This is a genomic window from Gemmatirosa kalamazoonensis, from assembly GCF_000522985.1.
Lineage (GTDB): Bacteria > Gemmatimonadota > Gemmatimonadetes > Gemmatimonadales > Gemmatimonadaceae > Gemmatirosa > Gemmatirosa kalamazoonensis.
In genome coordinates, this window is the sequence record NZ_CP007128.1 from 5,241,718 (window position 1) to 5,257,094 (window position 15,377).

General features: G+C 71.1%; 8 protein-coding genes. All 8 read right to left on the reverse strand.

The window, feature by feature from the left end; translation table 11 throughout:
• Positions 1-38: 38 nt before the first annotated feature.
• The 8 genes from J421_RS22695 to J421_RS22730 all read right to left on the reverse strand — a co-directional run bounded on the left by J421_RS22695 (position 39) and on the right by J421_RS22730 (position 15,065).
• Positions 39-1,127: an aldose epimerase family protein gene (locus J421_RS22695; RefSeq protein WP_025413474.1), complete on the reverse strand. Its 1,089-nt coding sequence runs from the start codon at positions 1,125-1,127 to the stop codon at positions 39-41.
• A complete protein-coding gene (locus J421_RS22700; protein WP_025413475.1) occupies positions 1,124-3,655 on the reverse strand; it encodes a glycoside hydrolase family 9 protein in 2,532 nt (843 codons plus the stop codon). The genes J421_RS22695 and J421_RS22700 overlap by 4 nt, the downstream gene beginning before the upstream one ends.
• On the reverse strand, positions 3,652-6,636 hold the full coding sequence (locus tag J421_RS22705; protein WP_025413476.1) for a glycosyl hydrolase 115 family protein: 2,985 nt from the start codon (positions 6,634-6,636) through the stop codon (positions 3,652-3,654). The genes J421_RS22700 and J421_RS22705 overlap by 4 nt, the downstream gene beginning before the upstream one ends.
• A gap of 29 nt (positions 6,637-6,665) precedes the next feature.
• A complete protein-coding gene (locus J421_RS22710; RefSeq protein WP_025413477.1) occupies positions 6,666-7,787 on the reverse strand; it encodes an endo-1,4-beta-xylanase in 1,122 nt (373 codons plus the stop codon).
• A gap of 22 nt (positions 7,788-7,809) precedes the next feature.
• The gene (locus J421_RS22715) at positions 7,810-8,964 is read right to left on the reverse strand and encodes an endo-1,4-beta-xylanase (RefSeq protein ID WP_025413478.1); all 1,155 of its coding nucleotides are present in this window, start codon (positions 8,962-8,964) and stop codon (positions 7,810-7,812) included.
• 7 nt (positions 8,965-8,971) lie between these two features.
• A complete protein-coding gene (locus J421_RS22720; protein WP_025413479.1) occupies positions 8,972-10,483 on the reverse strand; it encodes an MFS transporter in 1,512 nt (503 codons plus the stop codon).
• A gap of 138 nt (positions 10,484-10,621) precedes the next feature.
• Positions 10,622-12,961, reverse strand: coding sequence for a glycoside hydrolase family 3 N-terminal domain-containing protein (locus J421_RS22725; RefSeq protein ID WP_025413480.1), 2,340 nt, complete (start codon positions 12,959-12,961; stop codon positions 10,622-10,624).
• 109 nt (positions 12,962-13,070) lie between these two features.
• Positions 13,071-15,065, reverse strand: coding sequence for a sialate O-acetylesterase (locus J421_RS22730; protein WP_025413481.1), 1,995 nt, complete (start codon positions 15,063-15,065; stop codon positions 13,071-13,073).
• Positions 15,066-15,377: the final 312 nt, after the last annotated feature.

Below are 15,377 nucleotides of genomic sequence, written 5' to 3' on the forward strand. Positions count from 1 at the left end.
AACTGCTTCGTCGTTGGTGCTCATCCTGTCCATCCTGTTCATCCTGTCGAAGAGAAGCGGAAGACGGTGCGCGACGTGTACGTGTCGCCGGGACGCAGGATCGTCGACGGAAAGTGCGGCTGGTTCGGCGAGTCGGGGAAGTGCTGCGTCTCCAGCGCGAGGCCGGACCGCGCACCGTAGCGCACGCCGCCCTTGCCCGGCGGGCCCTCGGCGAGCGCGTTTCCCGAGTAGAAGTGCACGCCCGGCTCGGTGGTGAACACGTCGAGCGCGCGCCCGCTCCGCGGCTCGTGCACGCGCGCGGCGAAGCGGAGCCCGGGCGCGTCGCCGTCGATCACGAAGTTGTGGTCGTAGCCCCCGGCGTGCGCGAGCTGCGGATCGGCGTCGTCGATGCGCGCGCCGATCGCGGTCGGCGTTCGGAAGTCGAACGGCGTGTCCTGCACCGCGCGCAGCTCGCCCGTGGGGATGAGAAGCGCGTCGACCGGCGTGTAGCGCGACGCGCTCAGCGTGAGCAGGTGCTCGCACACGTCGCCCGCGCCGTGTCCCGCGAGGTTGAAGTACGCGTGCTGCGTGAGGTTCACCGGGGTGGCGCGCGTCGTCGTCGCGTGGTACTCCACGACGAGCGCGTCGTCCTGCGTCAGCGTGTACCGCACGTGCGCCGCGAGCGCGCCGGGGTAGCCCTCGTCGCCGTCCGGGCTGACGTGGCGCAGCACGGCGCCCACGCCGCGCTCGTCGGCGAACGGCTCCGTCGCCCACACCGCGGTGTGAAAGCCGCCGGGCCCACCGTGCAGGTGGTTCGGCCCGTCGTTCGCGTCGACGACGTGCTCGGTGCCGTCGAGCGTGAAGCGCCCGCCCGCGATGCGGTTCGCGTAGCGCCCGACGAGCGTGCCGAGGTAGCGTGGGTCGGCCTCGTACGCGTCGAGCGTGTCGTAGCCCAGCACCACGTCGTCGAGCGCGCCGTCGCGGTCGGGCACGTGCAGCGACGCGATGATGCCGCCGAGCGTGAGGAAGCGCAGCGCGACGCCGTTCGCGTTCGTCAGGGTGTACGCGTGCACCGTCTCGCCGGACGACGTGACGCCGAACGGCTCGCAGCGCACGCCGCGGGTGAGGTCGAGCGAGGTCGTGCTCATGGGGTGGATCGGTACAGACGCTGCGCCGCGTTCGCGACGTAGACGAACATCGCGGCCTCGGGGATGACGTACTCCCCCTCGTACCAGAGGAACGGCCAGTCCTCCTTCAGCTCGGGGAAGTCGGGCTTCACGATCAGCACGCCCGGCACCACGCCGCCCGGGATGAACGAGTAGTCCGCGCGATTGTTGCCGTACGCCACCGTCTTGCTGTGCGCGCCGACGCCGGACACGAGCGACGTGCTCGATGCCGGATGCGCGCCGAGCAGGAAGTCGACGGCGCGCAGCACGTGCTCCGCGCCGATGATCTCCGGAAAGGCCTCGTGGAGCACGGCGTTGCGCATCGCGAAGCCGAGCACCGCGCCGCTCCCCGCCCATCCGCCCGTCGTGATCGGCACGCCGAACGGGTTCTGCGCGCTCGCCGCGTCGAGCCGGGTACGGTACGCGCGCACCGCACGCTCCACGCGCTCGCGCCACGACGCGTCCATGAGCGGCATCGCCCGCACCGCGAGCTCGGCGTACCCGTCGAATCGCGACTCGATCGTCGGCCACATCGCGTCGAGCCGGCGCGCGTACTTCGCGTCGCGCGTCGTGATCAGCAGCTCCACCGCAGCCTTCAGCTCCTCGGCCTCGAGCGGGCCGCCGGTGGTGTTGCCGGCGCGGAAGACGATCGGCGTCTCGCGCGCGTGCTCCTCGTCCCACACGCGCGTCGCGGTGCGCAGGCACTCGTCGGCGAGCGCCGCGTCGCGCGCGCGCAGCACGCGGCTCGCCGCCGCGAGCGCCGCGATCGCGCCGTAGTCGAGCGGCGTGTTCTTGCTCGTGAACGCCATGCGGTCGTCGCTCGTCCCGGAGCGCCACCGCGCGCTGTCCACGGCGAGGCTGTCGAGCCGCGGATCCCAGACGAGGTTGTCCGTCATGGTGACCGCGTCGCCGAGGTGCGTGTACTGGCCCAGCGTCGGCTCGACGATGCCCGGGATGGCGTGTCCCACCGCGCGGTACTGCGCGAGCAGCGCGAGCGTGCCGTGCTCGATCTGCTGCACGACGTCGGGGACGCCGTCGGGGTGACGCAGGTCCACCCAGCGGCGGCGCTCGTCGACCGTCGTCTGATCCCAGTCGACGCCGAACGTCTCGCGCGCCTGTACGAGCGCGAGCACCGTCGCGTACTGGCTCTGCGTGCGGAGGTCGAAGTCGCCCGCGTCGTGCCACCCGCCGACGTTCAGCCCCGGGATGTGCTCACCGGGCGCGTACTTCGTGTCGGTCGTCGGCCCCTGCGCGTAGAGATCGAAGTGCACGTACGACGTCGGCGCCTGCCGAGCGTCGTCGAGATGCGGCGCCCCGTGCCACACGCGATAGCGGTCGTTCACGAGCACGTGGTCCATCTGGACCGCGAGGTACGTGTCGAGCGACGGCTGCCACACGTCGGCGTACACGTCGCGCGCGATGCGGAACGGCTCCGACCGCGCCGCGCCGTACTCGATCACGTACACGCCGGGCTCCTTCTCCGACGAGAAGTCGAATCGCGCGTAGTCGTAGCGGAGGTAGCGCCCCCACCGCACGGGCGCGCGCGCCACTCGTGGCGTCAGGCGCCCATCGGCCTCCACGCGCAGCAGCCGCGCGACCGGCCGCGCCGCGTCGTTCGGATCGGTCTCGATGACGGCGACCTTCGGCGCGTCGGGGAGATAGCCGACCTGCGAGTGCGCGATCACGGGCGGGCGCGTCCAGCCGGGGATGCGGTTCGGGATGAGGAGCCATTCCACCACCGCGCCCGTGCGACCCGCGGGGAGCAGCGTGCGCACCACGAACCAGCCGTTCTGCGCCTTGTTGCGGCCGTCGTACAGCGCGACCGTCGCGCCACCGCGCGCAGTGATCGTCACGCGCCGCTCGGCGTCCTCCGGCGCGAGCACCAGCGTGTGCCCGGACGCCATCGCCGACGCCTCGAGCCCGGGTACGCTGGTCGGCCCGCCGACGGCGTTGCCTAACGGCGCGGGCGCGCGCTCGACCGCGCCGCTCTCGCGCCGCGGGAACAGCCCGGGTGCGCCGTCGGCGAGGTACGTCTTGCCGAAGTACGCGGACGGAAGGAACTCGATGTTGAGCCCCGCGCGCCCCACGAGCCGCTCGGGAAGCGGCGCGTCGAGCAGCACGCGCACGAGCACCCCGTCGCCGCTCGGCGACGCCTCCACGCGGTACGAGAAGTCGTACGCGGGATACGACAGCCGCGCCGTGACGCGGCCGCTCGCCCGGTCCACGTCGCGCCCGACGAGCCGCGGCGTCGGGTCCCACTGCTCCGGCGTCGGCGAGAGGCGCACGTCACCGTTCGTCGCCGTGCGCACGCCGTGGTGAATCAGCTCGACGCCGCTGATCTTCTCGTCGCCGAACTGCCCGTAGTAGTCGTTGAACACGAGCACGTCCGCCCCACGCCCGCGCAGCACACCGAGGCTGTCGACACGAAGCGGCTGCTGTGCCGCGAGCGCCGCCGGCACCAGCCACGCCATGATCAGCACGAATCCGCGCGGATAGGTCCTGATCGTCACTTGTCGTCCGCCGCGCGGCTCGTGGTCACCGTGCCGCCGCCACGATGGTAGCTCTCCGGTGGGCCGAGGTACGTGCGCGGCAGGTCCGTCGTCGCGATGACGAGCTTCTGCAGCACGAGCCCCGGATCCACCATCCAGAGCTTCAGGACGTGGTCGCCCGGCCGCGCGAGCTGGTGCTGCGTGACGTGGATCTTGATGCTGTTCGACACGCCCTGCTCCCACGCGCCGTTGCCGTCGGTGCGGCCGGAGCTCGACGAGTCGGCGTGGATGTTCACGATCTGCGGCGCCTCGTCGTCGAACGAGACGCCATAACGGATCCCCTGCCCGGCCGTGAAGTTCAGCGTCGGCGACACGAACGCGTGCACCGACACCGTGCCGCTGTCGAACATGAACACGCGGTACTCGAGCCGCGGCGACGCGCCGCCCGGCGTTACGCTCGCCGCCGTCACCGGCGTCGGCGTCATCCCCGACAGCGTGCGGCCGAGGTCCGGGATGCGCTCCCACGTCACGGGCGACGCGTTCACCGCGCGCGTGAAGTGCTCGGCCTCCATCGACACGACGCCGCCTCCCTCGATGAAGCCGACGATGGCGTCGCGCTTCGGCGCCGGGGGATTGAACGCCGTCGCCTGCACCGTGACCCGCGCGCCGTTAGGCCCGACGACCGCGATCGTGCCCGGCGTGGTCCCCGCCGGCGCGCGCGACCAGTCCACCGTCACGGCGAGCCGCTGGTCCTTGGTGACCGTGCCCTTCTCCGGCGTCACGCGCAGCCACGGCGCAACGCTCGTCGCCGTGAACTCGAACGGCGCCGTGCCGCGGTCGAACACGTCGATGTGGTACGTCTGCCGCTGGAACGCGTCGAACGTCGGCAGCGTCGGCGGCGGCGGGCGGAAGAAGCCGGGCGGCGGTCCGCCACCGGGACCGCGCGGCGCCGGCGCGGGGCGGTTCTGCTCCACCATCGCGACGCCCATGTCGGCGGGCGCCGGCACCTGGATGACGTCGACGCGCGGCATCGCGTTGCGCGGCGGCTCCTGCCAGTACGTGTAGCCGATGTGTGTCTGGTCCATCATGTGCGACCACTTCCCGCCGGCGAGCTGGGTGTTGTACCGCCGCGTGATCTCGGCGTCGCGGTCGAACAGGCGCCGCGCCGAGTCGGCGAGGTCGTTCGTGCTGGCGCGTCCCTCCTGCGCGTACACCCGGTTGCGCGCCACCGTGAAGTACAGCGCGTTCAGGTTCTGCATCGCCTGCACCGGGTGCAGCACCAGCTCGTAGTACGCGTCCACATACGGCGCGGGGATCTCGTGCGACACGCGCTCGGCACGCGCGAGCAGCGAGTCCCAGTCGGCGGCCACGCGCTCGGCCTCACCGTAGTTCACGAGGCTGAACGTCGCCGTGTCGAGCAGCTCCGGCTTGCGGCGGCCGGCGTACTTCAGGTACGTCGTCACGACGTCCGCGATCTCCGCCGCGTGCTCGGCGGGGAATTGCTGCGCCGCCCACCGGCGCGTCCACTCCGGCAGCCTGTCGGCGGTGACGGCGCGCGGGTTCCACGCGTAGTCGAGGAAGAACTGGATCGGCATCTCCATCGGCTTGAGATCGCCGACGTTCACCACCCAGATCCGGTTCGCGCCGTACTCGTACGCGAGCCGCATCTGCTCGAACACCCGCGCGATGGGGTTCGTGTTCAGCCACTTGTAGTTGCGCGGGCCGCCGACGTAGTCGAAGTGGTAGTAGATGCCGAAGCCCCCGGCGCGGCCGCGGTCCTTCGGGTTCGGCAGCCGCCGCAGGTTGCCCCAGTTGTCGTCCGAGAAGAGGAGCGTGACGTCGTCCGGCACGCGCATCCCCTTGTCGTAGTACTCCTGGACTTCCTTGTACAGCGCCCACAGCTGCGGCGTCTGCGCGGGATCCTTCCTCGTGACGTCGGCGATGATCTTCCGCTGGTCGGCGACGATGCGCTCCAGCAGCGCGACGTTGCTCTCGCCGTTCGTCGTCATGGGCCGGTCGCCGTCGCCGCGCATGCCGATCGTGACGACGTTCTCGCGCGACCCCATGCGCTCGATCCCCTTGCGCCAGAAGTCGCGGAGCGTGGAGTCGTTCACGCCGTAGTCCCACACACCCTTGCCGTAGCGGCGCCACTCCTGCTGCGCGCGCGTCATCGGCTCGTGGTGCGACGTGCCCATCACGATCCCGTACTCGTCGGCGAGCTTCGCGTTCAGCGAGTCGTCATCGGCGAACGCGTTCCCCCACATCGCAGGCCACAGGTAGTTGCCCTTCAGGCGCAGGATCAGCTCGAACATCTTCTCGTACACGACGTGGTTCACGCCGCCGAACTTCTCGCGCGTCCACCCCGAGAACGCGGGCGCCTCGTCGTTGATGAAGATGCCGCGGTACTTCACCGCCGGCGTGCCCGCCGTGCGTCGGCCGGCCGCCACGTACAGCGCCTCGTGGCGCCGCACCGGCACGTCGGCCCACCAGTACCACGGCGACACACCGATCTGCGCCGACAGGTCGTAGATGCCGTAGATCGTGCCGCGCTTGTCGCTCCCTGCTATCACGAGCGCGCGGTCCACGCCGGGCAGCGGCCGGTCCACCACCTGCAGGAGGTACGTCTCCCACCGGTTCGCCACGCCGCTCGTGTCGATCTTCCGCTCGCGCACGAGCCGGTCGACGAGCGGGCTGTGGCCGATCGTGCCGACGATCACCGCGCGATTCGCGTTAGGCGCCGAGTCCACCACGAGCCGCGGCGCCGCGCCGGTCACCCGCTGCAGGTCCGCGCGCAGGTCGGTCGCCGCGCGCAGCACGCCGGCGAAGTCCGCGCTGCTCGCGTACAGCGGCGCGGTGCGTCCGTCGGCCGCGAGCGCGAAGCGATCGCCGCCCGCGCGCGCCGTCACGTACGACGAGTCGGCCTGCGCGTCCGCGCGCGCGGCCGGAGCCGCGACGACACACGCCAGCGCCAGCCAACGAATGACGATCGACCGCGTGAGCATCGCTCCTCCTGGTTCGTCGGCGCGCCGGCTCAACCGCCGAGGGCGGTGCGCACCGCGGTGTACGTCGCCTTCGTGCCCAACGCGTCGTCGAACAACAGCGCCTGCCCCCATCCCGGGAACGTGGTGTTGATCCACGACTCGCCGTCGTTCACGCCCCACACCAGGATCGCGTCGCACGCGCTCACGGCGAGGCACGCGGCCACGACGTCGCCGTACGCCTGCGCCTGCGCCGCGAGATCCGCGGCCGTGGCGCCCGGCGTCCGCACGCGCACGTCGAGCTCCGTGATCTCGATCTTCAGCCCGAGCGCGGCGAAGCGATTGAACGTGTTCACCAGCGCCTGCCGCGACGGCGCCGTCGCCCCGCCGCCCACCTGCAGATGCGCCTGGAAGCCGATCCCGTCGATCGGCACGTTGCGGGCCTTCATCCCCTGGATCAGCGCGAACGCGGAGTCCTGCTTCGCCCCGGGGAATTCCAGGTTGTAGTCGTTGTAGAACAGCAGCGCGCCCGGATCCACTCGGCGCGCCTCCGTGAACGCGACGTCGATGTAGTCGCGGCCGAGCGCGGGCGCCCACGGCGAGCCGGTGGTGCGCAGCGACCCCGAGCCGTCGTTCAGCGCCTCGTTCACCACGTCCCACGCGTGGATCTTCCCCTTGTAGTGGCCGACGACGCTGTCCACGTGCTCCTTCAGCAGCTGGCGGAGCGTGTCGGCGCTCCACGTCGCGCCGGTGAGCCACGTCGGGTTCTGCTGGTGCCAGGCGAGCGTGTGGCCGCGCACCTTCATGCCGTTCGTCTGCGCGAACGCGACGAGCGCGTCCGGGTTCGCCCAGCGGTACGTGAACCGCCCGTTGCGGTTGAGCGGCTCCCACTTCATGACGTTGCCCGCGACGACCATGTCGAACTCGCGCGCGACGAGCGCGTTGTACGCCGCATCGTTCGCGAAGAACTTCGCGTCGAGCGCCACGCCGAACGACCGTCCCTTCGCCGCCGCCAGCTCGCGCAGCGGGCTCGCCGTCGTCGTCGGAGTCGTCGGTGTGGTGGGGGTCGTCGGTGTCGCGGGCGTGGTCGGCGTCGTCGGCGCATCGGACCCGCCACCGCATGCCGCGAGCGCGAGAAGTACGATCGTCGTCCAGGGAGTGTGCTTCTGCGTCACGGTGCTCGTCGGTGGAAGCCGCTCACATCGCCTGCCGACGCGCCGCCGCGAGCACCGCGTCGAACGCCGGCTTCGGCCGCCCCTGCCGGTCGAACAGCAGCGGCCAGTTCGTCCGCCCGCGCACCGGGAAGCCGTTCAGCCACGACGTGGCGTCGGTCACCCCCCAGAACGTCACGCGGTCGATGATGTCGCGGTGCTTCTCGTACACGGCGAACAGCGCCGCGTACCGCCGCGCGAGCTGCTGCTGCACCGAGTCCGGGAGCGAGGCCGTGTACGGGTTCGACGCGGCGGCCATCTGCGCGCGCGCCGACACGTCGGCCGTGTTGCCTCCCATGGGACGCGGCAGCACGTCGACGTCGAGCTCCGTCACGTTCGCGTGGAAGCCCGCGGCGCCGATCGCCTGGAACATCGAGTCCACGAGCGCCACCGACGGCACGTTCGGGTCGAGCTTGTGGTGGTCCTGCGAGTTGATCGCCGCCACCGGGATCCCGGCCGCGCGGATGCGCTTCGCGAGCGCGATCGCGCCGTCGCGCTTCGCCGGCGTCGCGAGGTTGTAGTCGTTGTAGTACAGCTCCGCCGCCGGGTCCACCGCGTGCGCGTACTCGAACGCCTTCACCACGAAGTCGTCGCCGATGATGCGGTACCACGGCGACTGCCGCATCGTGCCGTCCTCGTTCAGCGCCTCGTTCACGACGTCCCACCCCTTGATGCGCCCCTTGTAGCGCCCCATCACGTGCTCGATGTGGTCCTTCATGCGCGCGAGCAGCGCGTCGCGCGTGAGCGGCTGCCCCGCCGAGTCCTGGAACACCCAGCGCGGCGTCTGGCTGTGCCACACCAGCGTGTGCCCGACGATGAACATCCCGTTGCGCTCGCCGAACGCCACGTAGCGATCGCTCTGCGAGAAGTCGTACTCGTTCGGCCGCGGGTGCACGACCTCCCACTTCAGCACGTTCTCCGGCGTGATCGCATTGAAGTGCGTCTTCACGAGGCGCACGTCGACGCTGTCGGTCTCGTCGAACACGCGCGGCGCGATCGCGGTGCCGATCCGGAAGTCGTTCCGGAACGCGTTCTTGAGCGACGCCGCCGCGGGGCTCGGCGACGCCGACGGGTGGCCGCACGCGGCGGCCATGAGCGCACCGCACCACGCGGCGCGCACGAGAGAGCTCGTCGTCTTCATGTCGACTTCACCGCGCGCTCGCGGCGGCTTCGGCGATCCCGGTGAACTCCGCGCGGCGTGCGCTCAGCTCGTCCTGGATCTGGATGTTGAGTGCCCGCGTGATGCGGTAGAACACCAGGCAGACGACGACCACGACGAGGAACAGCGCCGGGTACACGCTCGCCGTCATGCGGATCCCCTGCAGCGCCCGCGCGCTCTGCGCCGCGTTCGCCACGTAGCCGTAGCCCGAGAGCAGCCAGCCCGCGATCGCGCCGCCGAGGCTCAGCCCCGTCTTCAGGCCGAACAGGATCGTCGCGAACACCACGCCCGTCGTGCGCCGCCCCGTGCGCCACTCCGCGTAGTCGGCCACGTCGGCGAACATCGCCCAGATGAGCGGGATCGTCGGCGCGTACGACAGCGCGCGCAGCACCTCGAGCCCGAACGTCGCGCCGACTGCGTCGGCCGGCAGCAGGATGAACGCCGCGAGGAACAGCGCCGCGAGCGAGAAGCCCACCAGCGCCACCGCGCGCTTGCCGTAGCGCGCCGCCAGTGCCGTCGACGCCACCACGCCCACGACGGTGACCGCCTGGCTCATGATGTTGAACAGGCTGAAGCCGACCGACGCCACGTTCGAGCGGTCCGCGTTCAGGATCAGCCCCAGCACGTTGAGCAGCGAGTGCCCGCCGTCCGGGCTCGCCGCCGTCGCCTGCGGCAGGCCGACCCGCTGGAGAAACGCGAGCAGCCGCGTCGGGTCGACGTAGTACTGGAAGTAGTAGAACATCGTGCCGCCGCGCATCGCCACGAACACGAAGTGCGAGATCGTCAGCACGAACATCGCGACCCACGGCCCGTTCTTCAGCAGCGCGGAGAAGTCGCGCTTCGGATCGGCGCGCTGCTCCTTCGGCGGCTGGATGCGCTCGCGCGACACCGCGAACGTGATGACGAAGCAGACGACGCAGACGATCGCCCACAGCCCCATCGTCATCTGCCAGCCCTTCGCGTTGTTTCCCTGCCCCAGCTTCGCGACGAGCGGCAGCGTGAACCCGCCCACGATGAGCTGCGCGAGCATCGCCGCGACGAAGCGGTACGACGACAGCTTCGTGCGCTCGTCGCTGTCGCCCGTCATCACGCCGCCCATCGCGGAATACGGCGTGTTGTTCGCGGAGTACAGCGTCATGAGCAGCACGTTCGTCACCGCCGCCCACAGCACCTTTCCCGTCGTGCCGAATCCCGGCACCGTGTACGCGAGCACCATCACGACGCCCCACGGCAGCGCCGTCCACAGCACCCATGGACGGAACTTCCCCCAGCGGGTGTTCGTGCGGTCCGCGAGCACGCCCATCATCGGGTCGAAGAACGCGTCCCACAGCCGGCCGACGAGCAGCATCGACCCCGCGACGGCAGCGCTGATCCCCAGCGTGTCCGTGTAGAAGTTGAGCTGGAACAGGATCATCGTCATGAAGACGAAGTTCGCCGCGGCGTCGCCGAGGCTGTACCCCGCCTTCTCGATGAAGGATAGGCGTTCGGAGTGCTGAGCCATGCGGTGGCTAGTTGTTGTGGACAGGATGAACAGGAGGGACAGGATGAGGACCAACAACGAAGGCACTGCACGTGTTGTTGGTTCTCATCCTGTCCGTCCTGTTCATCCTGTCGAAAATGAACGGCGCCGTATCCTGTCTCACTTCCCCACCGTCAGCGTCACGGTCTGCAGGTCCTCGTCGCGCGACGAGGTGCCGACCATGATCCGGAACTCCCCCGGCTCCACCACGTACCGGTAGTCCACATCGTGGAACGCGAGCGCGTCGCGCCCGATCTGCAGCTCCACCGTCGTCGTCTCGCCCGGCGCGAGCCGCACCTTTCGGAAGCCCTTGAGCTCCTTCACCGGCCGCGTCACCGAGCTCGCGACGTCGCGCACGTAGAGCTGCACCACCTCGCTCCCCGCGCGCGCGCCGGTGTTCGTCACGTCGCACCGCACCCGCGTCGCGCCGTCGACGCCGATCGTCCCGTCGTCGAGCCGCACGTTCGACACGCGGAACGTCGTGTACGAGAGGCCGTACCCGAACGGGTACAGCGGCGTCACGTCGTCCCACAGATAGCCGCGCCGCGCCGACGGCTTGTGGTTGTAGAACACGGGCAAATGCCCCGCCGACCGCGGGAACGAGATCGGCAGCTTCCCCGCCGGCGTGTGCTCGCCGAACAGCACGTCGGCCACCGCGCGGCCGCATTCCTGGCCCAGGTACCAGCACTCCACGATGGCCGGCACGCGATCGGCGACTCGCGTGATCGCGAGCGGCCGGCCGTTGAACAGCAGCGCGACGACCGGCTTGCCCGTCGCGAGCATCGCGTCCACGAGCTCGTTCTGCCGGCCGACGAGATCGAGGCTCGTGCGGTCGCCCATGTGCTTGCGCGACCACGCCTCGCGGCTCGTCTGCTCGTTGCCGCCGATCGCGAGCACGATCACGTCGGCGCCGCGCGCGACGTCCACCGCCTCCGCGATGAGCCGGCGGTCCTCCTCCGGATCGCTCGGCACGACCTCGTCCTGCACCCAGCTCCCGCCGATGGTGATCCGGCACCCTTCGGCGTGCACCACGCGCGCGCGGTCGCCGACGTGCGCGCGGATCCCGTCGAGCACCGTCACGTCGTGGCGCGGGATGCCGCTGTAGCCACCTAACAGCGAGCGATTCGCGTTCGGCCCGATCACCGCGATCGTGCCGAGCGTCGCGAGGTCGAGCGGAAGCACGTCGCCGTCGTTCTTCAGCAGCACCATCGTCTCGCGCGCGGCCTGCAGCGCCAGCTCGCGGTTCGCGTCGGACGCCACCGTGCGTTCCGCGACGTCGGGGTCGACGTACGGATCGTCGAACAGGCCCGCGCGGAACTTCCACTCGAGCAGCGGCACCACGAGATCGTCGAGCTGCGACTCGGCCAGCGTCCCCTCGCGCACGAGCTCCACGAGGTGCCGGTAGCAGTCCGGCTCCGGCAGCTCGACGTTCACGCCCGCGCGCACGGCGAGCGCGCAGGCCTCCTTCTTGTCCGCCGCGACGTGATGGCCGTGCGTGTCCGGGCGGTCGTGCAGCTCCCAGATCGCGTAGTAGTCGGAGACGATGAAGCCCTCGAAGCCCCACTCGTCGCGCAGCACGTCGCGCAGCAGCCACCGGTTCGCGTGCGACGGCACGCCGTCCACCTCGTTGTAGCTCGCCATGAGGCTCACGCACCCGGCTTCCTGCACCGCCGCCTTGAACGGCGGCAGGAACACGTCGCGCAGCTCGCGCATCGACACGTTCGCCGGCGCGCAGTTCTGCCCGCCCTCCGGCTGCCCGTGCGCGACGAAGTGCTTCAGCGTCGCCATCACGCGGGACTTGTCGCGGAACGTCGCGTCGCCCTGGAACCCGCGCACCGCCGCGACACCCAACCGAGTCACGAGGTACGGATCCTCGCCGAACGTCTCCTCCACGCGTCCCCACCGCGGATCGCGCGCCACGTCCACCACCGGCGTGAGCGCCTGGTGCGTGCCGCGCGACCGTGCCTCCGCCGCCGTCATCGCGTACAGCGACTCCACGAGCGCCGGATCGAACGTGCTCGCGAGCCCGATCGGCTGCGGGAAGCTCGTGCCGTCGATCGCCGCCTGCCCGTGCAGGCACTCCTCGTGGAACACGACCGGGATGCCCAACCGGCTCTCCTCGACGAAGAAGCGCTGGATGTCGTTCGTCAGCGTCGCCTGCTGGCGCGCGTTGCGCCCCTTCGTCGGCTCGTGCCCGCCGCCGCCCGCGCCGCTGCCGCCGGCGTCGCTCGGCCGCCCCACCTGTCCCAGGCCGTTGCCGTGCCCGAACGCGGCGCGCGCTTTCGCGACGTCGAAGTTCCCCGCGTCGTCGACGAGCGTCTCCGTCTTGAGCTGCCACACGCCCACCATCTGCGCCGCCTTCTCCTCCAGCGTCATGCGCGCGAGGAGGTCGGCGGTGCGCTGCTCGGGCGAGAGCGTGGCGTCCTTGTAGGGGAGCGTGATCTGTGCGTTCGTCGTCATGTGTGCGTGACGGTGCTGTCCTGGTCACGCGGAGCCGCGGAGAACGCGGAGACGACCCATTCCGTTGGTGTTCTCCGCGTTCCCCGCGGCTCCGCGTGAGACGAGTTGCTCACCAGTCGTCCGTCCGGAATGGCGCCGCGGGGAGCCCGTCGCGGTTGTAGAGGTTCGCGTCCACCGGATTGTTCGCCCACGCGTATCGCACCGCGACGGGACGGTGCACGCGATCGCTCCACACGACCACGCGGTTCCCCTCGATGCGCGCGTTCGCCCAGGCCCAGCGGTGGTCCGCGCCGGCGAGCGCGAACGCGCCCACGCTGGCGTCGGGCGCCTTCGACGTCAGCCCGCCGCCGACGTGGTCGAACGTCACGATCACGCTGTCGCCGCGCACCTCGTGCGACCGATACGTCGGGCCCGACGCGAGCACGTTCTCGTGGTACGCCACGCGCCGCGCGACGAGCGCGAGCCGGTGCCCCGGGTCCTGCTTGTTCGTCGGGTGCAGCAGGTTCGCGCCGCCGACGTCGATGATGACCGCGCGGCCCGTGTTCGGCAGCGCGAGCGCGGCCTCCATCGACTCGCGCTGTAGCGCCCACCCGCCGCCGCTCGCCGACGGCACGCTGTCGGGCGCCGTGTAGTTCGGCAGCTGCACCCACAGGAACGGGAACGTCGGCGCGCTACCCTGCCACGCCTTCCGCCAGCTCGTGATGAGCGACGCGAACTGGCCGCGATAGGCGCGCGCCTGCGCGTCGTCGTTCGCGTTCGACTCGCCCTGGTACCAGATCACGCCCTTGATCGGGAACGGCAGCAGCGGGTGCACCATCTTGTCGTAGGTGATCGCCGCCACCTTGTTCGTGCGCTGCGCGTCCATGCGCACCGCCAGCTCGGCGACCTTGAACTTCCACTGTCCGGCGAGCGACCGCGACGCGCCGCCGATCTCGAGCCGCGGCGAATCGCCGCCCGCGATCCCGCCGCCGCCGCTGTAGTCGCTCACGCGCACGACGAGCGAGTTCGCTCCCGCGTGCAGCGCCGACGTGGGGACGGTGTACGTGCGCGGCACGTTGTAGCCCGCGGTGCGCCCGACCTCGACGCCGTTGACCCACGTGACGTCGTCGTCGTCGATCGCGCCTAACAGGAGCCGCACCGGTGCGCGCGCCTCGTCGGCCGACAGCGTGAACGTCGTGCGGTACCACGCCACGCCGTCCACGCTCGCGAACCCCTGCCCCTCCCAGTAGCCCGGCACCGCGATCGTCGACCACGACGCGTCGTCGAGCGCGGGATCGGCCCACACGGCCTTGCCGCCGACCAGCCCGGGATCGCGCTCCGGCACCACGCCGATGCGCGCCTGGATCGAGTCGCGCAGCTTCTCGAGCCGCGCGCGCTCGGCGGCGAGCGTCTTCGCCGGCGCGTCGGGCGCGAGGCCCTGCACGTCGGCGCTGAGCCACGTCTCGATCGCGCTGCCGCCCCACGTCGTGTTCACGATGCCGATCGGCACGCGCTCGTGCTCACGCAGCTCCTTCGCGAAGAAGTACGCGACGCCGCTGAACGCGCCGACGTGCGCCGGATCCGCGGGCGCCCAGCTCCCGCCGGCCAGATCGTCCTCGGGCCGCTCGGCCCACGAGATCGGCACCTTGAACTGGCGGAGCGCCGAGTCGTGCGCGGCGGCGATCACGGCGGGGGCGTCGGTCACCGCCGACACCGGCCACTCCATGTTCGACTGACCGCTCGCCACCCACACGTCGCCCACGAGCACGTCGCGCACGCGCAGCGTGTCGCGCGCGGCGGCCACCGTGATCGCGTACGGACCTCCGGCGGCCGCCGGGGGCAGCTGGACCGCCCACGCGCCGCGCGCGTCGGCCGTCGCGCGGCCGGTGGTACCGCGGAACGTCACCGCGACCGGCGCGTTCGGCGCGGCCCATCCCCAGACCCGGATGGGCACGCCCCGCTGTACCACCATCCCGTCGGTGAACAGCTTCGGCAGCCGCAGCGCCGGCGCGTCCTTGCGGACGGGCTGCGCGGCGACGGGCGCGGCGCCGACGGCGAGCGCGAGCAGCGCGCGGCGCGCGCGGAGAGGGACGTGTCGGGAGGCGCTGACCGCGGACGGGGGCATCGATCGCGGGTTGGTACGTCGATTGAACGTATTGTCGGTCGACCGCGGCCGTGGGGACGACGACGAGCGCACGTCGAGCGCACGGCGATCGGGTAGCGGCCGCGGGGCGGTCGGGCGGGCGACGCCGAGGAGATCGGCGGACGAAGCGGAAGCGATCGGCGAGCGATGGAACGTTCCTGGAACGTTCCAACGTCGGCCAAGATGGGTGCCGGTCCGCACGGTGTCAACGGTCCGTTCTCCGGCCGCCATGCGCGGCGCAGGGCTGGCCGGCGCGGTGCGCCGCCAGTACGATAGAGCCAACTTTCTTGGAAC